The organism is Luteimonas sp. YGD11-2 (assembly GCF_004118975.1).
In the GTDB taxonomy this organism is placed as follows: Bacteria; Pseudomonadota; Gammaproteobacteria; order Xanthomonadales; family Xanthomonadaceae; genus Luteimonas; species Luteimonas muca.
In genome coordinates this window covers 1,893,057-1,907,822 of record NZ_CP035376.1, presented here as the reverse complement: position 1 = coordinate 1,907,822, position 14,766 = coordinate 1,893,057, and the positions used below count along the sequence as shown (strand labels likewise).

The window sequence follows — 14,766 nt, the reverse complement described above, 5'->3', positions numbered from 1 at the left end:
CGCACCGTTGCGGGCACCGTCATCCCGCGGACGGCGGGTGCCGCTAAAATGCGCGCATGTCCGCGCAACCCCAGCCCCTGCCGTCCCTTCCCGTGACCGATCGCTTCGGTCCGGCGCCGCGTCGCGTCACCCGCCAGGTGCGGATCGGGCAGGTGGCCGTGGGCGGCGATGCCCCGGTCGTCGTGCAGTCGATGACCAATACCGATACCGCCGACATCGCCGGCACCGCGAAGCAGATCGCCGAACTCTGGCGCGCGGGCTCCGAGCTGGTACGCATCACCGTCAACAACCCGGAATCGGCAGCCGCGGTGCCGCGCATCGTCGAGCGGCTGGCCATGCAGGGCGTGGAGGTGCCGATCATCGGCGACTTCCACTACAACGGCCACCAGCTGCTCGAACGCGAGCCGGCCTGTGCCGAGGCGCTGGCGAAGTACCGCATCAACCCGGGCAACGTCGGCTTCGGCAAGAAGAAGGACCTGCAGTTCGCGCAGCTGATCGAGCTTGCGGCGCGCCACGGCAAGGCGGTGCGCATCGGCGCCAACTGGGGTTCGCTCGACCAGGTGCTCGCCGCGCAGCTGATGGACGAGAACGCGCGCCGCGCGCAGCCCTGGGATGCGGGGCGCGTGCTGCGCGAGGCACTGATCCGTTCCGCTCTCGATTCCGCCGAACGCGCCGTGGAACTGGGGCTGCCGCGCGAGCGCATCGTGCTGTCGGCCAAGGTCAGCGGCGTGCAGGAGCTGATCGCGGTGTATCGCGATCTCGCCACCCGCTCGGACTTCGCTCTGCATCTGGGGCTCACCGAGGCCGGTATCGGCAGCAAGGGCATCGTCGGTTCCAGCGCCGCGCTCGCGGTGCTGCTGCAGGAAGGCATCGGCGACACCATCCGCATTTCGCTGACGCCCGAGCCGGGCGCGTCGCGCACCCAGGAAGTGGTGGTCGCGCAGGAACTGCTGCAGACCATGGGCCTGCGCGCGTTCACGCCGATGGTCACCGCCTGCCCGGGCTGCGGCCGCACCACGTCGGAGTTCTTCCAGGAGCTCGCGCAGGTGGTGCAGGAACACGTGCGCGGAAAGATGCCGGAGTGGAAGATCACCCATCCGGGGGCGGAGACCATGACCCTTGCGGTGATGGGCTGCGTGGTCAACGGCCCCGGCGAATCGCGCCACGCCAATATCGGCATCTCGCTGCCGGGGACCGGCGAGGCGCCGTCGGCGCCGGTGTTCGTGGATGGCGAGAAGGCCGTGACCCTGCGCGGCGACAACATCGCCCGGGAGTTCATCGGGCTGATCGACGAGTACGTCGACCGGCGTTATGGGCGGCACCCCGCGATCGCCTGAACCGGCGCGGGGACGCGGGCTGCGCGACACCGCGTCCGCGGTGCTGCGCAGGCACGGATTCGCCCTCGCATTGCTGTTTGCCGGCGTGCTGCTGCCCATGTGGGTATTCGCCGAACTCGCCGACGAGGTCCACGAGGCCGAGGCCATTCCGTTCGACGAGCCCCTGCTGCTGTTCGCGCAGGCGATGGCGCGCGACGGCTTCGACCGGCTGTTCCTGTTCTTCTCCGCCATCGGCCACAGCTGGGGTGTGGTGCCGGCCGACGTCGTCGTGGTGCTGGTGCTGCTGTGGCGTCGGCGGTTCCGCGCGGCGGTGTTCGCCGCGGTGGCGCTGGGGGGCGCCGGGCTGCTGAACGTCGCCACCAAGCTGACCTTCGCGCGCGAGCGCCCGACGTTGTGGGAATCGATCGCGCCCGAGACCACCTACAGTTTCCCCAGCGGCCACGCCATGGGCTCGATGTCGCTGGCACTGGTGCTGGTGCTGCTGTGCTGGCCCACGCGCTGGCGCTGGCCGGTGCTGGCGGCGATGGCGGTGTTCGTGCCGATGGTGGGGCTGTCGCGGGTGTATCTCGGTGTGCATTACCCCTCGGACATCATTGCCGGCTGGATGGCGGCGAGCATCTGGGTGGTGGCGAGCTGGCTGCTGCTGATGCGCGGGGGCGCCGCCGCACGCTGATCCAATCCCAGAGGTGATCCGCGCGCATCGCCGCGGGCCGGTGTATAACCGGCGACAGGCCGCGCCGCCGGACAGGGGGTGGCGCACGCGAGCCGGGTACGGGGCGATGGCCGCTTCCGGGCGCCGTCGTCGTTCCGATCGTGAACGCCATCGGGGAAATCCATCATGTCGCCTGTCCGCATGACCGGTCTGGCCGTCCTGTTCTCGGGACTGGCCTTTGCCGCAATCGTCAGCTTTCCATCCGGTTCCGGGAGTGGGCCGGGCACCGTCGCCACGACCGCCGCAGGTGCGGCATCCGCAGACCCCGGGGCCGCGGCGACCGCCGCCGGCCGCAGGGGTGGAGGCGGCGGAGCGGGTGCCCAGCCGGATGCACCGCAGCCGCACATCGTGGTGTTCCGCGAACCCGCGCTCGCCGCCTACGAGGGCGGCACCCCCGGCCTCGCCGCGCCGGAACGGCGTCGCGACACGCGCGGCAAGCAGCGCATCGACGCCCGTGGCACCAACGCGCGCTCCTACGTGACCCACCTGCGCCAGCGCCAGCAGGTACTTGAAGGCGCGATTGCCCGGCGCCTCGGGCGCGCGGTGGCGGCCGAGAAGCGCATGCAGTACGCGGTCAACGGCGTGGTGATCCCGCTGTCGGCCGACGAGGTCGCGGCCGTCGAGGCGATGCCCGAGGTGATGCTGGTCGAGGGCTACCGCGAGTACGTGCTCGATACCGACACCGGCCCGCTGCACATCGGCGCCGGCCCGGTCTGGAGCGGCACCAATCCCGGCGCGCCCGCGCCCTACCAGGGCGAAGGGGTGGTGTTCGGCATCCTCGACTCCGGCATCAACTTCGGCAGCCCCTCGTTCGCCGCCGTCGATCCGGTCGACGGCCACGTGCACGCGAACCCGCTGGGCGACGGCACCTACCTCGGCACCTGCGCGCCCGGTGGCGTCGACCAGGGACGCTGCAATGCCAAGCTGATCGGCGGCTACAACTTCGTCTGCGGGGCGCCCGCCAACACCTGCGGCCAGCCCAACATCCGCGAGGAGCCGGGATTCGGCGATACCAACAGCCACGGCAGCCACGTGGCGTCCACCGCCGCCGGCAACCGCCGCGATGTCGACTTCCGCGGCAACCCGCGGCGCATCTCGGGCGTCGCGCCGCGCGCCAACATCGTCGCCTTCGACATCTGCTACACCAACGTGGCCACCGGGCAGGGTCTGTGCCCGAACGTTTCGGCGGTCGCGGCGATCGAGCAGGCGGTGGCCGACGGCATCGTCGACGTCATCAACTATTCGATCGGCGGCGGCGCGCAGCCGTGGAGCGAGGCGGTGTCGCTGGCGTTCCTCGGCGCCACCGATGCCGGCATCTATGTTGCCGCATCGGCCGGCAACAGCGGGCCCGGCCCGAACACCATGGGGCATCTGGAACCGTGGGTGGCGTCGACTGCCGCCGCGCAGCACGGCCGCGGCGCGTTCGCGGTGACCCTGCAAGTCACCGGGCCGCAGCCGGTGCCGGAACCGCTGACCCCCGTGCTGCTCAACGAAGGCAGCAACGGTGTGGCCCACACCTCCGCGATCCCGGGCAGCACGCCGCTGCGGGTGAGCCCGACCTTCGACACCGACACCGACGCCTGCACCGCCGCGCCCGCGGGCAGCTACCAGGGCGCCATCGTGCTGGTGCGCCGCGGCGGCTGTTCGTTCACCGAGAAGACCAACGCGGTGGCGGCAGGCGGCGCGACCGCGGTGCTCATCGCCAACAACGCCCCCGGTGCGCTGATCCCGTCGGTGCCCGACACCACCATCCGCGCCTTCGGCGTCGACCAGGCCGATGGCATCGCGCTGCGTGACTTCGCGCGCGCGCATGCCGACGCCACCGCGGCGATCGCGTTTCCGCCGGTGCCCCTGCCCAACACCGCCGACGCGCTGGCGGCGTTCAGTTCGCGCGGGCCTGCCGGCCGCTTCGACCTGCTGAAGCCCGACGTCACCGCGCCCGGCGTGAGCATCCTCGCCACCATCGCCGGGACCACCATCACCGGGTTCGAGAACGCGATCGGCCTGATGAACGGCACCTCGATGGCCTCGCCGCACCATGCCGGCGCGGCGGGGCTGGTGCGACAGGCGCGGCCGGGCTGGAGCGTGCCGGAGATCAAGTCCGCACTGGCGATGACCGCCGAACCGCTCGTCTACCTCGAGGACGAGGTCACCCCGGCCACGCCGTTCGGCAAGGGCAGCGGGCGCATCCGCGTCGACCGCGCGATCAATGCCGGGCTGGTGATGCACGAGACCGCGGCGAACTACCTCGCTGCCAATCCGGCCACCGGTGGCGACGTGTCCTCGCTCAACCAGCCGTCGATCGCCAGCGCGCGGTGCTTCCGCAATTGCAGCTTCCTGCGCACGCTGCGCAACCCCACCGCCTCCACGCAGACCTACCGCGTGCGCCTGGACGGCGTGCCGGGCGGGGTGACGCCGGCCAGCCTGACGCTGGCGGCCGGGGCGACCCGCACGCTGCGGGTGCTGGTCAACAGCAGCAGCCTGCCGGCCGATGGCAGCTGGCACTTCGGCGAAGTGGTGATGGAGCCGGTCAACGCCACCGTCGGCGGACAGCCGCGGCCGACGTTGCGGCTGCCGGTGGCGATCGCGGTGCCGGCGCCGGTCATCGATCTGCCGGATGCGGTGGCGCTCAGCCTCGCGCGAGGTCGCAGTGGCGTGGCGGTGGGATCGGTTGCCAACGCCGGTGGTTCGACGCTGCAGTATTCGGTGGCCAACACCGGCACCGCGGCGCTGACCCTGGTCGATCGCCAGCGTGGCACCCTCACCACGGGCTATCGCGGCACCTGGCGGACGGATGCGGGTTCACCGGCGGCGCAGTTCGCCGCCGACGACTTCATCCTTGCCGGGGACACGCGCATCACCTCGCTGTGGACCGAGGGCTTCATGGTCGGGGGTGCGGTCCTGCCCAATGTCGCCAGTGCGCTGGGCTGGGCGATCTTCCCGGACGCCAACGGGCTGCCCGCCGGCAACCCGGCCACCTCGCCGCAGGCCGCGATCTGGCGCCATACCAGCGCGCCCACCGGCGCGGGCGTGACGCTGTCCGGGGCGAACATCGCCCTCGACCTTGCCGCCGCGGGGCAGGACGTGGTGCTGCCTGCCGGCCGCTACTGGCTGGTGGTGTATGCACGTGCGCCGTTCGCCAGCAGCTGGGTGTGGTACGCGGCGCCGGAAGGCGATGGCAGCTTCGCCGCGCTGGTGGTCGCAGCGGACGGCACCGGCAGCTGGTCACCGGTGAGCGCCTTCCCGGGGCTGTCGATGCGGATCGGCGGCATGGTCGGGTGCGGTGCGCCGTGGATGGGCGCGGCGGCACCGGCATCCGGCAGCGTCGCGCCGGGGCGCAGCCAGACCCTGCGGATCAGTGTCAGTACCGGCGGGCTCGCTCCGGGCCGCCATGTCGCCAACTACTGCGTACAGAGCAACGACCCGGCCACGCCGAAGGCGGCGGCACCGGTGGTGTTGACGGTCACACCCTGATCTTCCCGCTGACGTGTAAGGACGCCCGGCCCGCGCCGGGCGTCCGCATTTCCGGCGCCACGTCCGCGTGCGCCCAGCCGCCCGCGATACCGGAGCGTCGGAAGTCGCCGCATCCGTATGCGGCCGCGGCGGCATCGTGCAGCGAAGCTGTGAGCGGATTCGCGGATCGGCACTCAAGTAGCGGAGAGGTCGGCCGATAGCGGTGGTACGGCGGGGTATGCGCCGTCTCCGGGGCGCCCCCCGGGGCCCGCTATGCCACGCCATCGGATTTCCCTGGATGCCTGCAGTCCCTTTTCTGTCGCGGTTGCCGCGACGGCACGTTCCGGCTGTCGCCACCACGCTCTACGACGCCATGCAGCACAGCCACGCCGTGGCCGAACTGGCCGGCGATGGCACCGTGTTGCGTACCAGCCCGGCCTATCGCGCACTGCTCGGCTGCGACAGTGCTGACGTGCATGGCCGGAAGCGCTGCGAGGTGCTCGCATCGCACGGCTTCCAGCAGCCCGATGGTGATCCCTGCGACGCACTGGCGCGCGCCGGCACCGCGTCGGGGCAGGCGTACCGTGCCGCGATCGACGGCCGCGAACTGTGGCTGGAGTCCACGTTCATCGCGTTGCCCGCCGACGCCGGTGGTTCGCCCCGGGTGATCGAACTCGTGCGTGACATCACCGCAGGCAGGTCCCGCGAGCTCGATCTGGCCGCCCAGTACCAGGCGCTGGACCGCTCCATGGCTGTCATCGAGTTCGCGCTCGACGGCACCATCCTGCGCGCCAATGCGAATTTCCTGGCGACGATGGGTTACGCCGCCGAAGAGGTCGTGGGCCGGCACCACGCCATCTTCGTGGATCGCCAGCACGCGGCCGGTACGGAGTACCGCGCGTTCTGGGAGGCACTCAACGCGGGGGAGTTCCGTTCCGGGTTGTTCCGGCGCCGCGCGCGCGACGGCCGTGATGTCTGGATCGAAGCCAGCTACAACCCGATCCTCGATTCCGCGGGCAGGCCCCGCAAGGTGGTCAAGTTCGCCACGGACGTGACCGCGCAGCGCAACCGCACCGCCGACCACGAAGGACAGATCACCGCGCTGCACAAGGTGCAGGCGGTCATCGAGTTCGAGCTCGACGGCACCATCTGCGCGGCCAATGCGAACTTCCTGCGCGCGGCGGGCTATGACGGGGCGGAGATCGTCGGCCGCCACCATTCGATGTTCGTCGATCCGGCCGAGCGCGCCTCCGAGGCCTATCGCAGCTTCTGGAGCAAGCTCGCCACGGGCGAGGCCGACACCGGGCGTTACCGGCGCATCCGGCGCGATGGGACCGACCTCTGGCTGCAGGCCAGCTACAACCCGATCCTCGACGCGGCGGGCAGGCCCTACCGGGTGGTCAAGTACTGCACCGACATCACCGCCGAGGTGGAGCAGGCCGCGGCGCTGGAAGCGCTGCTGGCGCGCGTGCATGGATTCTCGGAGTCGCTGCGGGAGGGTGCACTGGCGATCGCCACGGGCAGTGGCGACCTTTCGCATCGCACCGCGCAGCAGCAGACCGTGCTGGAGCGCACCGCGGCCGACATGCATGCGCTGGCCGGGGCGATCACGCAGACCGCCGGGCACGCGGACGAGGCGTCGCGACTTGCCGGAAGCGCGACGCAGGCCGCGCAGGGCGGCGCGCAGGCGGTCGAGCGCGTGGTGGCGGCGATGGACGACATCGCCGCAGGCAGTCGCAGGGTGGCAGGGCTTGCCGGCGTCATCGACTCGATCGCCTTCCAGACCAGCATCCTCGCGCTCAATGCAGCGGTCGAGGCTGCGCGTGCGGGCGAGGCAGGGCGCGGCTTTGCCGTGGTGGCCGGCGAGGTTCGCGCGCTCGCCCAGCGCTGCTCGTCATCCGCGCGCGACATCCGGCGGAGCCTGCAGACCGCGGACGAAGCCGTCGCCACCGGCAGTGAGCGCGCGATGGAAGCCGGTCAGGCCGTACGCGAGCTGGCCAGGATGATCGAGCTGACCAGCGGCATGATGGCGGACATCACCGCCGCCACCCGCGAACAGACCCAGCGCGTCGACCAGGTCAACCGCGCCCTGGCCGGAATGGAGGATGGCACCAGGCGCAATGCCGCACTGGTCGAGCACCTGGCCGGGACATCGCAGCAGTTCGACGGGGTGTCGTCGGGCCTGCACATGGCGGTGTCGTCGTTCGCGGCCAAGGACGTCGCGACCACCGCCTGACGGCGCCTGGTCGTGCGGCACGCTCCGGATCAGCCGGCGAGGGTGTCCTGGATCCGCTTGACCATCTGGCCGAGGCTGGCGCTGTCCGGCTGCAGCTGCGCCGTGCCACCGCGGATCCGCACCTCCACCTGCCCCGGCCCGGCAACCGTGCCGCCCGCCGCGAAGTCGCGGACCGGGGTACCGGTCACGCGTTCCGGCCTTCGCGGACGCTGACGGCCCTGTCGCCCGACGGAAGGCGGGAGCTTGCGCGGGCGCTGGATGTCGGCGTCGCCGGCTATCGGGCAATGCTTGCACGTGACCTGGACTGGGCAGTGGCCAGGGCCACGGCGGGCAACCCCGCGATGCGGTACGCATCGGTCACCGGGCTGGTGGAAGACCTCAGGCGTTTTCTCGCGGGCAGGCCCCTGCTTGCGGTCCCGGACCAGCGCGGTTATCGCTGGGGGAAATTCGTTCGGCGCAATCGCAGCGGGCTGGCGGTCGCCGGTGTCGTCGTACTGGCGCTGCTGACCGGGCTGGGGCTCTCCCTCTACGGGCTCGACCAGGCGCGGACGCAACATGCGCTGGCCGAGCAGGGGGCGCATCAGCTGCAAACCGTATCGGAGTTCCAGCAGTCGATGCTCGAGGGCATCGATATCGAGGGGCTGGGTGTCGGGCTGGTGGATGCATTACGGGCCCAGGTGCAGGACAGGGCGGAGGATCGTCTGGAGGCCTTCCAGCAGGTCCTGCCCCACCTCAACGGGGCCGACATCGCCCGGCAACTCGTCGACGGGAACATCCTGGGCGGCGCGATCTCCGCGATCGAGCGCGACTTCGGGGCGGACCCCGTGCTTGCAGCGGACCTGCGTGCCTCCATCGCGCATGTGCGGCATGAGCTGGGAATGTACCGTCAGTCCGCCCATGACTGGTCAGGGGTGCTCGCCGAGCGGGAACGGCTGCTGGGTGCGAGTGCGGACGCAACACTTGAGGCGCGACAGGGTCTGGCCAGAAGCATGATCCGCGACGGGCGGCCGGCCGAGGCCAAGGCCGTGGTGGAGACCGCGTTGCGGAATGCAGGTCACCTCGACGATGCGAGCGAGTTGCGTGCACTGCTCGAACTCAGCAGGAGCGAGGCCGTCGCCGGGATGGGCGACCTTGTCGCGGCCAGGGACATGCAGGCGTCCCTGTACGAGCGCCTCGCCATGACCCGCGGCGAGGAGGACCCGACCACGATCCGGGTGCGCAACAACCTCGGCATCGCATATTCCAAGCTCGGGGAGCACGAGGTCGCGCGCGGCATATTCACCGAGCTTCTGGCAATCAGCGAACGCGTGCATGGTCCCGAGCACGAGGACACGCTCCGGACGCTCGGAAATCTCGCGGCATCGTCGTCGGATGTCGGTGACTACGGGAATGCCATGTCCTACAACCGCAGGCTGCTCGAGGCGGGGATGCGCAAACTGGGCGAGCGGCATCCGCAAACGCTCGCCACCCGCTCGAACATGGCCCTGGACCTCCGTGACCTCGGGCGCCATGACGAAGCGCTTGTTGAACTCGAAGCGGTGCTCGACTGCGGGAGAACGTGCTCGGCCCGGAGCACCCGCAGACGTTGATGTCACGCTGGCGCGTGGCGGAAGTCCTGGCGCGCATCGAGCGCTTCGACGTTGCATTGCCGATGGCCAGGGAGGTCCTCGAGACCCAGCAGCGGCTGTTGGGCGCCCGCCACCCTTCTTCGCTTCTGACCGCGCTGAAGTATGCCGGTCTACTCGATCTTTCGGGCTCACGCCGCGAAGCGCTGGCGCTGGTCGACGAAGCGCTACCGGCAGCGCTGGAGGTCATCGGCGACGGCCGTGGCGAAGTGCGCGCCGCGATGCGCCTGAAGGAGGGTGGACCTGCCGGTTGAACCTGCGCGCAGGCGGGTGAACGGTACGGCCGGCACGGTTTTCCACCGCGGATCACTCACCCGGCTTCGCAGCCTCGACCGGTGCGGTGGTGGCGGAGCGGCGTGCCAGGCGCGCTTCACGGTGGGCGATGTAGGCATTGGCGGCGAGGATGATGCCGGCGCCGATGGCGGTCCAGCGGTCGACGGTCTGGCCGAACAGCAGCCAGCCGAACAGCGCGACCACCGGCAGCTGCATGAAGCTGATCGGCGTCAACGCGGACACCTCGCCGATCTTGAGCGCGCGCGTCCACAGCATGTGGCCGCCGGTGCCGAGCACGCCGGAGGCGATCACCCACAGCCAGACGATGCCCTGCGGCCACTCCCACACCACCAGCGCGGGCAGGAACGACATCGGCACCCAGAACAGCGTGGTCCAGATGACGATGCGGTCGGCCGGCTCGGTGCGCGAGAGCTCCTTGATCTGGATGGCGACGATGCCGCTGAGCACGGCCGCGGCCACCGCGACCAGCATGCCCGGGGTGAACTCCCCGGTGCCCGGGCGCAGGATCACCAGCACGCCGACGAAGCCGAGCGCCACGGCCGTCCAGCGCCGCGCGCGCACGGTTTCGCCCAGGAACAGCACCGCGGCGATGGTGACGAAGATCGGCGTCGAGTACGACAGCGACACCGCCTGCGCCAGCGGCAGGTGGCCGATCGCCCAGAACCCGCAGAACATCGAGGCCACCCCGATCACGCAACGCACCACGTAGCGCGGCAGCTGTGTCGTGCGCAGGAAGGCGAGCCCACGTCCGGGGCGCAGCAGCAGCGGCAACGCCGCCACCAGGCCGAAGAAGTTGCGGAAGAAGGCGATCTCGAACGTGTGCAGGCTTTCGGATGCCAGCCGGATCGCGATCACCATCAGCGCAAACAGGATGGTGCTGCCCAGCATCAGCAGGGCGGCGCGTGCCGGGGTGGAGATGGCTGCGCGCGCCGGGGACCTCATGCAGGCCAGCTGGCGCCGACGATGCGCGGCTCGGGTTCCAGGGCCACCCCGAAGCGCGCGTGCACCGAGTCGCGGATGCGCACGGCGAGGTCGAGCAACTGGCGGCCGCTGGCGCTGCCGTGGTTGACCAGCACCAGCGCATGTCCGGCCGACACACCCGCGTCGCCATCGCGATGCCCCTTCCAGCCACAGGCCTCGATCAGCCACGCGGCCGAGAGCTTGCGGCGGCCCGGGTCGCCGGCCGGGTACAGCGGCAGGTCCGGGTGCTCGGCGACCAGGGCCTGCGCCTGCGCGGTCGGAACCAGCGGGTTCTTGAAGAAACTGCCGGCATTGCCGATGCGTGCGGGGTCGGGCAGCTTGCGCCGTCGCAGGCGGATTACCGCTTCGCCCACGTCAGCCGGCGAGGGCGTGGCGATCCCCATCGCGGCGAGTTCCTCGCCCAGCCCGGCATAGCCCAGCCGCGGCGCCGAGTGGCGCGACAGTGCGAATTCCACCGCGGTGACGATCTCGTGATCCGGCGCGCGCTTGAAGCGGCTGTCGCGATAGGCGAATGCGCAGGCGTCGCGGTCCAACCGTACCGCGCTGCCGCGTTCGCGGTCGAACGCCTTCACCGCGACGATGCGCTCGCCCACTTCCACGCCATAGGCGCCGATGTTCTGGATCGGCGCGGCGCCGACGGTGCCCGGAATCAGCGCCAGGTTCTCCAGCCCGCCCAGACCCTGTGCCAGCGACCACATCACCAGCGCGTGCCAGTCGACGCCAGCCTCGGCGCGGACCACGACATGCGCCGGATCACGGTCGTCGATGATGTCGATGCGCGCACCGCACAGCCGCAACAGCGTGCACTCGGGGTCCCCGGCGAACAGCAGGTTGCTGCCGCCGCCCAGCACCATCGCCGGTGCCGATGCATCGCCGAGCAGGCCTGCGGCCAGCAGGCCGGGCAGGGCATCGGCCTCGTCCACCTCGACCAGGCGCGGGGCGCAGGCGTCGATGCCGAAGGTGTTGGAACTGCGCAGCGGCACGCGCTGCAGTACGCGATAGCCCCGGGTCATCGTACTCAGGCCGGGGGCAGGTTGCCGATGCTCGGTGCTTCCTTGCGCCGGCGGATCGCCGCGGCGCATTCGTGCACGAGTGCGGGGCCGCGGTAGACGAGGCCGGTATAGAGCTGCACCAGCGAGGCGCCGGCCGCCACTTTCTTGACCGCATCGGCACCGGTCATGATGCCGCCCACGCCTACCAGCGGGATCGATTCCGGCAGCCGCGTGCGCAGCATCCGCAGCACCGCGGTGGCCTTGTTCATCAGCGGCTCGCCGGACAGGCCGCCGGTCTCGCGGGCCAGCGCATGCTGCTGCACGGCGATGCGCGACACCGTGGTGTTGGTGGCGATCACGCCGTCCACCTGCAGCTCGCGCAGCACGCGGGCGGCCGCGTCGATGTCGTCGTCCGAGAGGTCCGGGGCCACCTTCACCAGCATCGGCACGCGCCGGCCATGCTGTGCGCCGAAGCGTTCCTGCGCCTCGCGCAGCGTCGCCACCAGCCGCCGCAGCGACTGCTCCTCCTGCAGCTCGCGCAGGCCAGCGGTATTGGGCGAGGAGATATTGACGGTGATGTAGTCGGCCAGCGGATACACCCGTTCCATGCAGTACAGGTAGTCGTCGGCCGCGGATTCGTTCGGGGTGTCCCTGTTCTTGCCGATATTGATGCCGAGCAGCCCGCCCTTGCGCGTCGCACGGCCGACGTTGGCCACCAGTGCATCGACGCCGTCGTTGTTGAAGCCCAACCGGTTGATCACCGCGTTGTGCTCGGGCAGCCGGAACATGCGCGGCTTCGGGTTGCCCGCCTGTGGCCGCGGCGTGACCGTGCCCACCTCGACGAAGCCGAAGCCCAGCGCGAACAGCGCGTCGATGTGCTCGGCGTTCTTGTCGAGCCCGGCTGCAAGGCCGACGGGGTTCGGAAAGCGCAGCCCGAAGGCCGGTGTCGGCAACGGCTTGACCCTGCGCGCGAGCAGGCCGGTGGTGCCGGTCCTGTACGCCAGGTCGAGCGCCGACAGGCCCAGCCCGTGCGCGCGTTCGGCGTCGAGGGAGAACAGCAGGCGGCGGCCGAGCGGATACATGCGGCTCAGCGCTCCGCGCGCGTGGACATGGCGATGGCGGCGGTGGTCGACGCGGCCGGATCCCGCACGGTCAGCCCCATGCCGAGAGCCATGCCAGGCCGCCGAACAGCACCAGCATCAGCGCCACCAGCGCGATACCCAGCACGATGCCGAGCCATCCCAGGACCAGGCCGGCGATCGCCAGCCCGTCGCCTTCCAGCGTCTGCGGCGCGCGGCGGATCTCCGCACGTGCGATATGGCCGGTGACCACCGCCACGATCGCGCCGAGGCCGGGCAGCAGCGTCCAGCCGAGGATGCCGAACACGAGGCTCAGAACGGCGAGCACACTGGTCTGGCGTGGCGTTGCGTCCATGTCCGGCTCCCGGGGTGTGGCGGCCCGGGAAGGGGCCGCCGTGGCCGTATCGTACTTCGGCGCGCGGCGGCCACGCGTGGCGGTTCACCACCCGCGCACGGCCGCCGCGATGCGGTCAGAGGTCGAACTTGATGCCCTGTGCCAGCGGCAGGTCGTTGGAGTAGTTGATGGTGTTGGTCTGGCGGCGCATATAGGCCTTCCAGGCGTCGGAGCCCGACTCGCGGCCACCGCCGGTTTCCTTCTCGCCACCGAACGCACCACCGATCTCCGCGCCCGAGGTGCCGATATTGACGTTGGCGATGCCGCAGTCCGAGCCCCAGGCGGAAAGGAACTGCTCGGCCGAGCGCAGGTCGGTGGTGAAGATCGCCGACGACAGGCCCTGGGGCACGTCGTTCTGCATCTCGATCGCCTCTTCCAGATCCGAATACTTCATCACGTAGAGGATCGGCGCGAACGTCTCGGTCTGCACCACCTCGGCGTCATTGGCGAGGCCGGTGATGATGGTCGGCAGCACGAAGTTGCCCTTGCGCTCGGTCAGCGCCTTGCCCCCGGTGGCGACGGTGCCGCCGGCCGCCCTGGCCTTCCCGATCGCGTCGAGGTAGGCCTTGACCGCATCGGGGCTGTTGAGCGGGCCCATCAGGTTGGCCGGGTCGGTGGGGTCGCCGATCTTCTTTTCCACCTGGCCATAGGCAGAGACCAGCTTCTCCAGCACGTCGTCGTAGATCGACTCGTGGATGAAGACGCGGCGGGTGCTGGTGCAACGCTGGCCGGCGGTGCCGACCGCGCCGAACACGATCGCCGGGATCGCCAGCTTCAGGTCGGCGGAGGACTCCACGATCATCGCGTTGTTGCCGCCGAGCTCCAGCAGCGAACGGCCCATGCGACGCGCGACGCGCTCGCCGACCTGGCGGCCGACCTTCGTCGAGCCGGTGAAGCTGATCATCGCCACGCGCCTGTCGTCGACCATGCGCTCGGCCAGCGCGTTGTCGGTGTCGTTGAACAGGAAGAACAGGTCGGGGAAGCCGCCGGCCTTGAGCGCCTCGTTGCAGATGCGCATCGAGGCGATCGCCGACAGCGGGGTCTTGCCCGAGGGCTTCCAGATCGAGATGTCACCGCAGACCGCGGCGACGAACGAATTCCATGCCCACACCGCGACCGGGAAGTTGAACGCCGAGATGATCCCGACGATGCCCAGCGGATGCCACTGCTCGTACATGCGGTGGCCCGGGCGCTCGGAGTGCATGGTCAGGCCGTAGAGCTGGCGCGACAGGCCCACGGCGAACTCGCCGATGTCGATCATCTCCTGCACTTCGCCATCGCCTTCCGGCTTCGACTTGCCCATCTCCAGCGCGACCAGCGAACCCAGCGCGTCCTTGTGGGTGCGCAGCGCCTCGGCGCACAGGCGGATGGCCTCGCCACGACGCGGGGCCGGCGTCCTGCGCCAGACCTTGAAGGCCTCCTGCGCGCGCGCAACGATGGCCTCGTACTGCTCGGGCGTGGTCGCGCTGACCCGTGCCAGCACCTCACCGGTGGTCGGATTGGTCGGCTCGAGGGTGCCTGCGCCGTCACCCGTGGCCCATTCGCCGCCGCCGAGGAAGGTGCCGGATTCGCTGTCGCCGAGGCCGAGCGCGCTGAGGACGGAATGGGTCATGGAGTACTCCTGAAACGGAACATGGGGGACACGGGCGCCGGGCGGGCCGGC

General features: G+C 70.6%; 12 protein-coding genes. 6 read left to right on the top strand and 6 right to left on the bottom strand.

The annotated features are described in order from the left end of the window. Positions 1–56: 56 nt before the first annotated feature. From ispG to ERL55_RS08640, 4 genes are all read left to right on the top strand, one after another. On the top strand, positions 57–1,337 hold the full coding sequence (gene ispG / locus ERL55_RS08655) for a flavodoxin-dependent (E)-4-hydroxy-3-methylbut-2-enyl-diphosphate synthase (protein ID WP_129136065.1): 1,281 nt from the start codon (positions 57–59) through the stop codon (positions 1,335–1,337). Between the two features lie 40 nt (positions 1,338–1,377). Further along, complete coding sequence (locus ERL55_RS08650; protein ID WP_241685735.1) at positions 1,378–2,010, top strand: phosphatase PAP2 family protein; 633 nt, start codon at positions 1,378–1,380, stop codon at positions 2,008–2,010. A gap of 180 nt (positions 2,011–2,190) precedes the next feature. Continuing rightward, entirely contained in the window at positions 2,191–5,523 is a 3,333-nt protein-coding gene (locus ERL55_RS08645; protein ID WP_206733296.1) for a S8 family serine peptidase, read from the top strand. Positions 5,524–5,800: 277 nt separating this feature from the next. After that, positions 5,801–7,738, top strand: a complete 1,938-nt coding sequence (locus tag ERL55_RS08640; RefSeq protein WP_164972158.1) for a methyl-accepting chemotaxis protein — start codon at positions 5,801–5,803, stop codon at positions 7,736–7,738. 29 nt (positions 7,739–7,767) lie between these two features. Here ERL55_RS08640 and ERL55_RS14930 read toward each other — a convergent pair whose 3' ends face one another. After that, on the bottom strand, positions 7,768–7,926 hold the full coding sequence (locus tag ERL55_RS14930) for a hypothetical protein (protein ID WP_164972157.1): 159 nt from the start codon (positions 7,924–7,926) through the stop codon (positions 7,768–7,770). A gap of 96 nt (positions 7,927–8,022) precedes the next feature. Between ERL55_RS14930 and ERL55_RS08635 the strand changes: the two genes are divergently transcribed. Both ERL55_RS08635 and ERL55_RS08630 read left to right on the top strand, forming a co-directional pair. After that, positions 8,023–9,327 carry a tetratricopeptide repeat protein gene (locus tag ERL55_RS08635; protein ID WP_129136061.1) on the top strand — a complete coding sequence of 435 codons (1,305 nt, stop codon included), beginning with the start codon at positions 8,023–8,025 and terminating at the stop codon, positions 9,325–9,327. Next, the gene (locus ERL55_RS08630; RefSeq protein ID WP_129136060.1) at positions 9,327–9,617 is read left to right on the top strand and encodes a tetratricopeptide repeat protein; all 291 of its coding nucleotides are present in this window, start codon (positions 9,327–9,329) and stop codon (positions 9,615–9,617) included. Before ERL55_RS08635 ends, ERL55_RS08630 begins: the two co-directional genes overlap by 1 nt. Positions 9,618–9,669: 52 nt before the next feature. Here the strand turns inward: ERL55_RS08630 and ERL55_RS08625 are convergent, their stop codons facing one another. The 5 genes from ERL55_RS08625 to ERL55_RS08605 all read right to left on the bottom strand — a co-directional run bounded on the left by ERL55_RS08625 (position 9,670) and on the right by ERL55_RS08605 (position 14,715). Continuing rightward, positions 9,670–10,599 (bottom strand): DMT family transporter, encoded by a 930-nt coding sequence (locus ERL55_RS08625; protein WP_129136059.1) that lies wholly within the window; start codon positions 10,597–10,599, stop codon positions 9,670–9,672. Further along, the gene (murB, locus tag ERL55_RS08620) at positions 10,596–11,651 is read right to left on the bottom strand and encodes a UDP-N-acetylmuramate dehydrogenase (RefSeq protein WP_129136058.1); all 1,056 of its coding nucleotides are present in this window, start codon (positions 11,649–11,651) and stop codon (positions 10,596–10,598) included. Before murB ends, ERL55_RS08625 begins: the two co-directional genes overlap by 4 nt. Positions 11,652–11,656: 5 nt before the next feature. Then, positions 11,657–12,712, bottom strand: a complete 1,056-nt coding sequence (locus ERL55_RS08615; protein ID WP_129136057.1) for a quinone-dependent dihydroorotate dehydrogenase — start codon at positions 12,710–12,712, stop codon at positions 11,657–11,659. A 70-nt stretch (positions 12,713–12,782) separates the two neighbouring features. Continuing rightward, positions 12,783–13,064: a DUF4190 domain-containing protein gene (locus ERL55_RS08610; protein ID WP_129136056.1), complete on the bottom strand. Its 282-nt coding sequence runs from the start codon at positions 13,062–13,064 to the stop codon at positions 12,783–12,785. Between the two features lie 115 nt (positions 13,065–13,179). After that, the gene (locus ERL55_RS08605) at positions 13,180–14,715 is read right to left on the bottom strand and encodes an aldehyde dehydrogenase family protein (RefSeq protein ID WP_129136055.1); all 1,536 of its coding nucleotides are present in this window, start codon (positions 14,713–14,715) and stop codon (positions 13,180–13,182) included. Positions 14,716–14,766 lie beyond the last annotated feature (51 nt).

Excerpts from the sequence above, each read along its gene's own strand:
- ispG (WP_129136065.1), top strand. The coding sequence starts at position 57 with ATGTCCGCGCAACCCCAGCCCCTGCCGTCCCTTCCCGTGACCGATCGC.
- ERL55_RS08645 (WP_206733296.1), top strand. The coding sequence starts at position 2,191 with ATGACCGGTCTGGCCGTCCTGTTCTCGGGACTGGCCTTTGCCGCAATC.
- ERL55_RS08640 (WP_164972158.1), top strand. The coding sequence starts at position 5,801 with ATGCCTGCAGTCCCTTTTCTGTCGCGGTTGCCGCGACGGCACGTTCCG.
- ERL55_RS08635 (WP_129136061.1), top strand. The coding sequence starts at position 8,023 with ATGCTTGCACGTGACCTGGACTGGGCAGTGGCCAGGGCCACGGCGGGC.
- ERL55_RS08630 (WP_129136060.1), top strand. The coding sequence starts at position 9,327 with ATGTCACGCTGGCGCGTGGCGGAAGTCCTGGCGCGCATCGAGCGCTTC.
- ERL55_RS08625 (WP_129136059.1), bottom strand. The coding sequence starts at position 10,599 with ATGAGGTCCCCGGCGCGCGCAGCCATCTCCACCCCGGCACGCGCCGCC.
- murB (WP_129136058.1), bottom strand. The coding sequence starts at position 11,651 with ATGACCCGGGGCTATCGCGTACTGCAGCGCGTGCCGCTGCGCAGTTCC.
- ERL55_RS08615 (WP_129136057.1), bottom strand. The coding sequence starts at position 12,712 with ATGTATCCGCTCGGCCGCCGCCTGCTGTTCTCCCTCGACGCCGAACGC.
- ERL55_RS08610 (WP_129136056.1), bottom strand. The coding sequence starts at position 13,064 with ATGGACGCAACGCCACGCCAGACCAGTGTGCTCGCCGTTCTGAGCCTC.
- ERL55_RS08605 (WP_129136055.1), bottom strand. The coding sequence starts at position 14,715 with ATGACCCATTCCGTCCTCAGCGCGCTCGGCCTCGGCGACAGCGAATCC.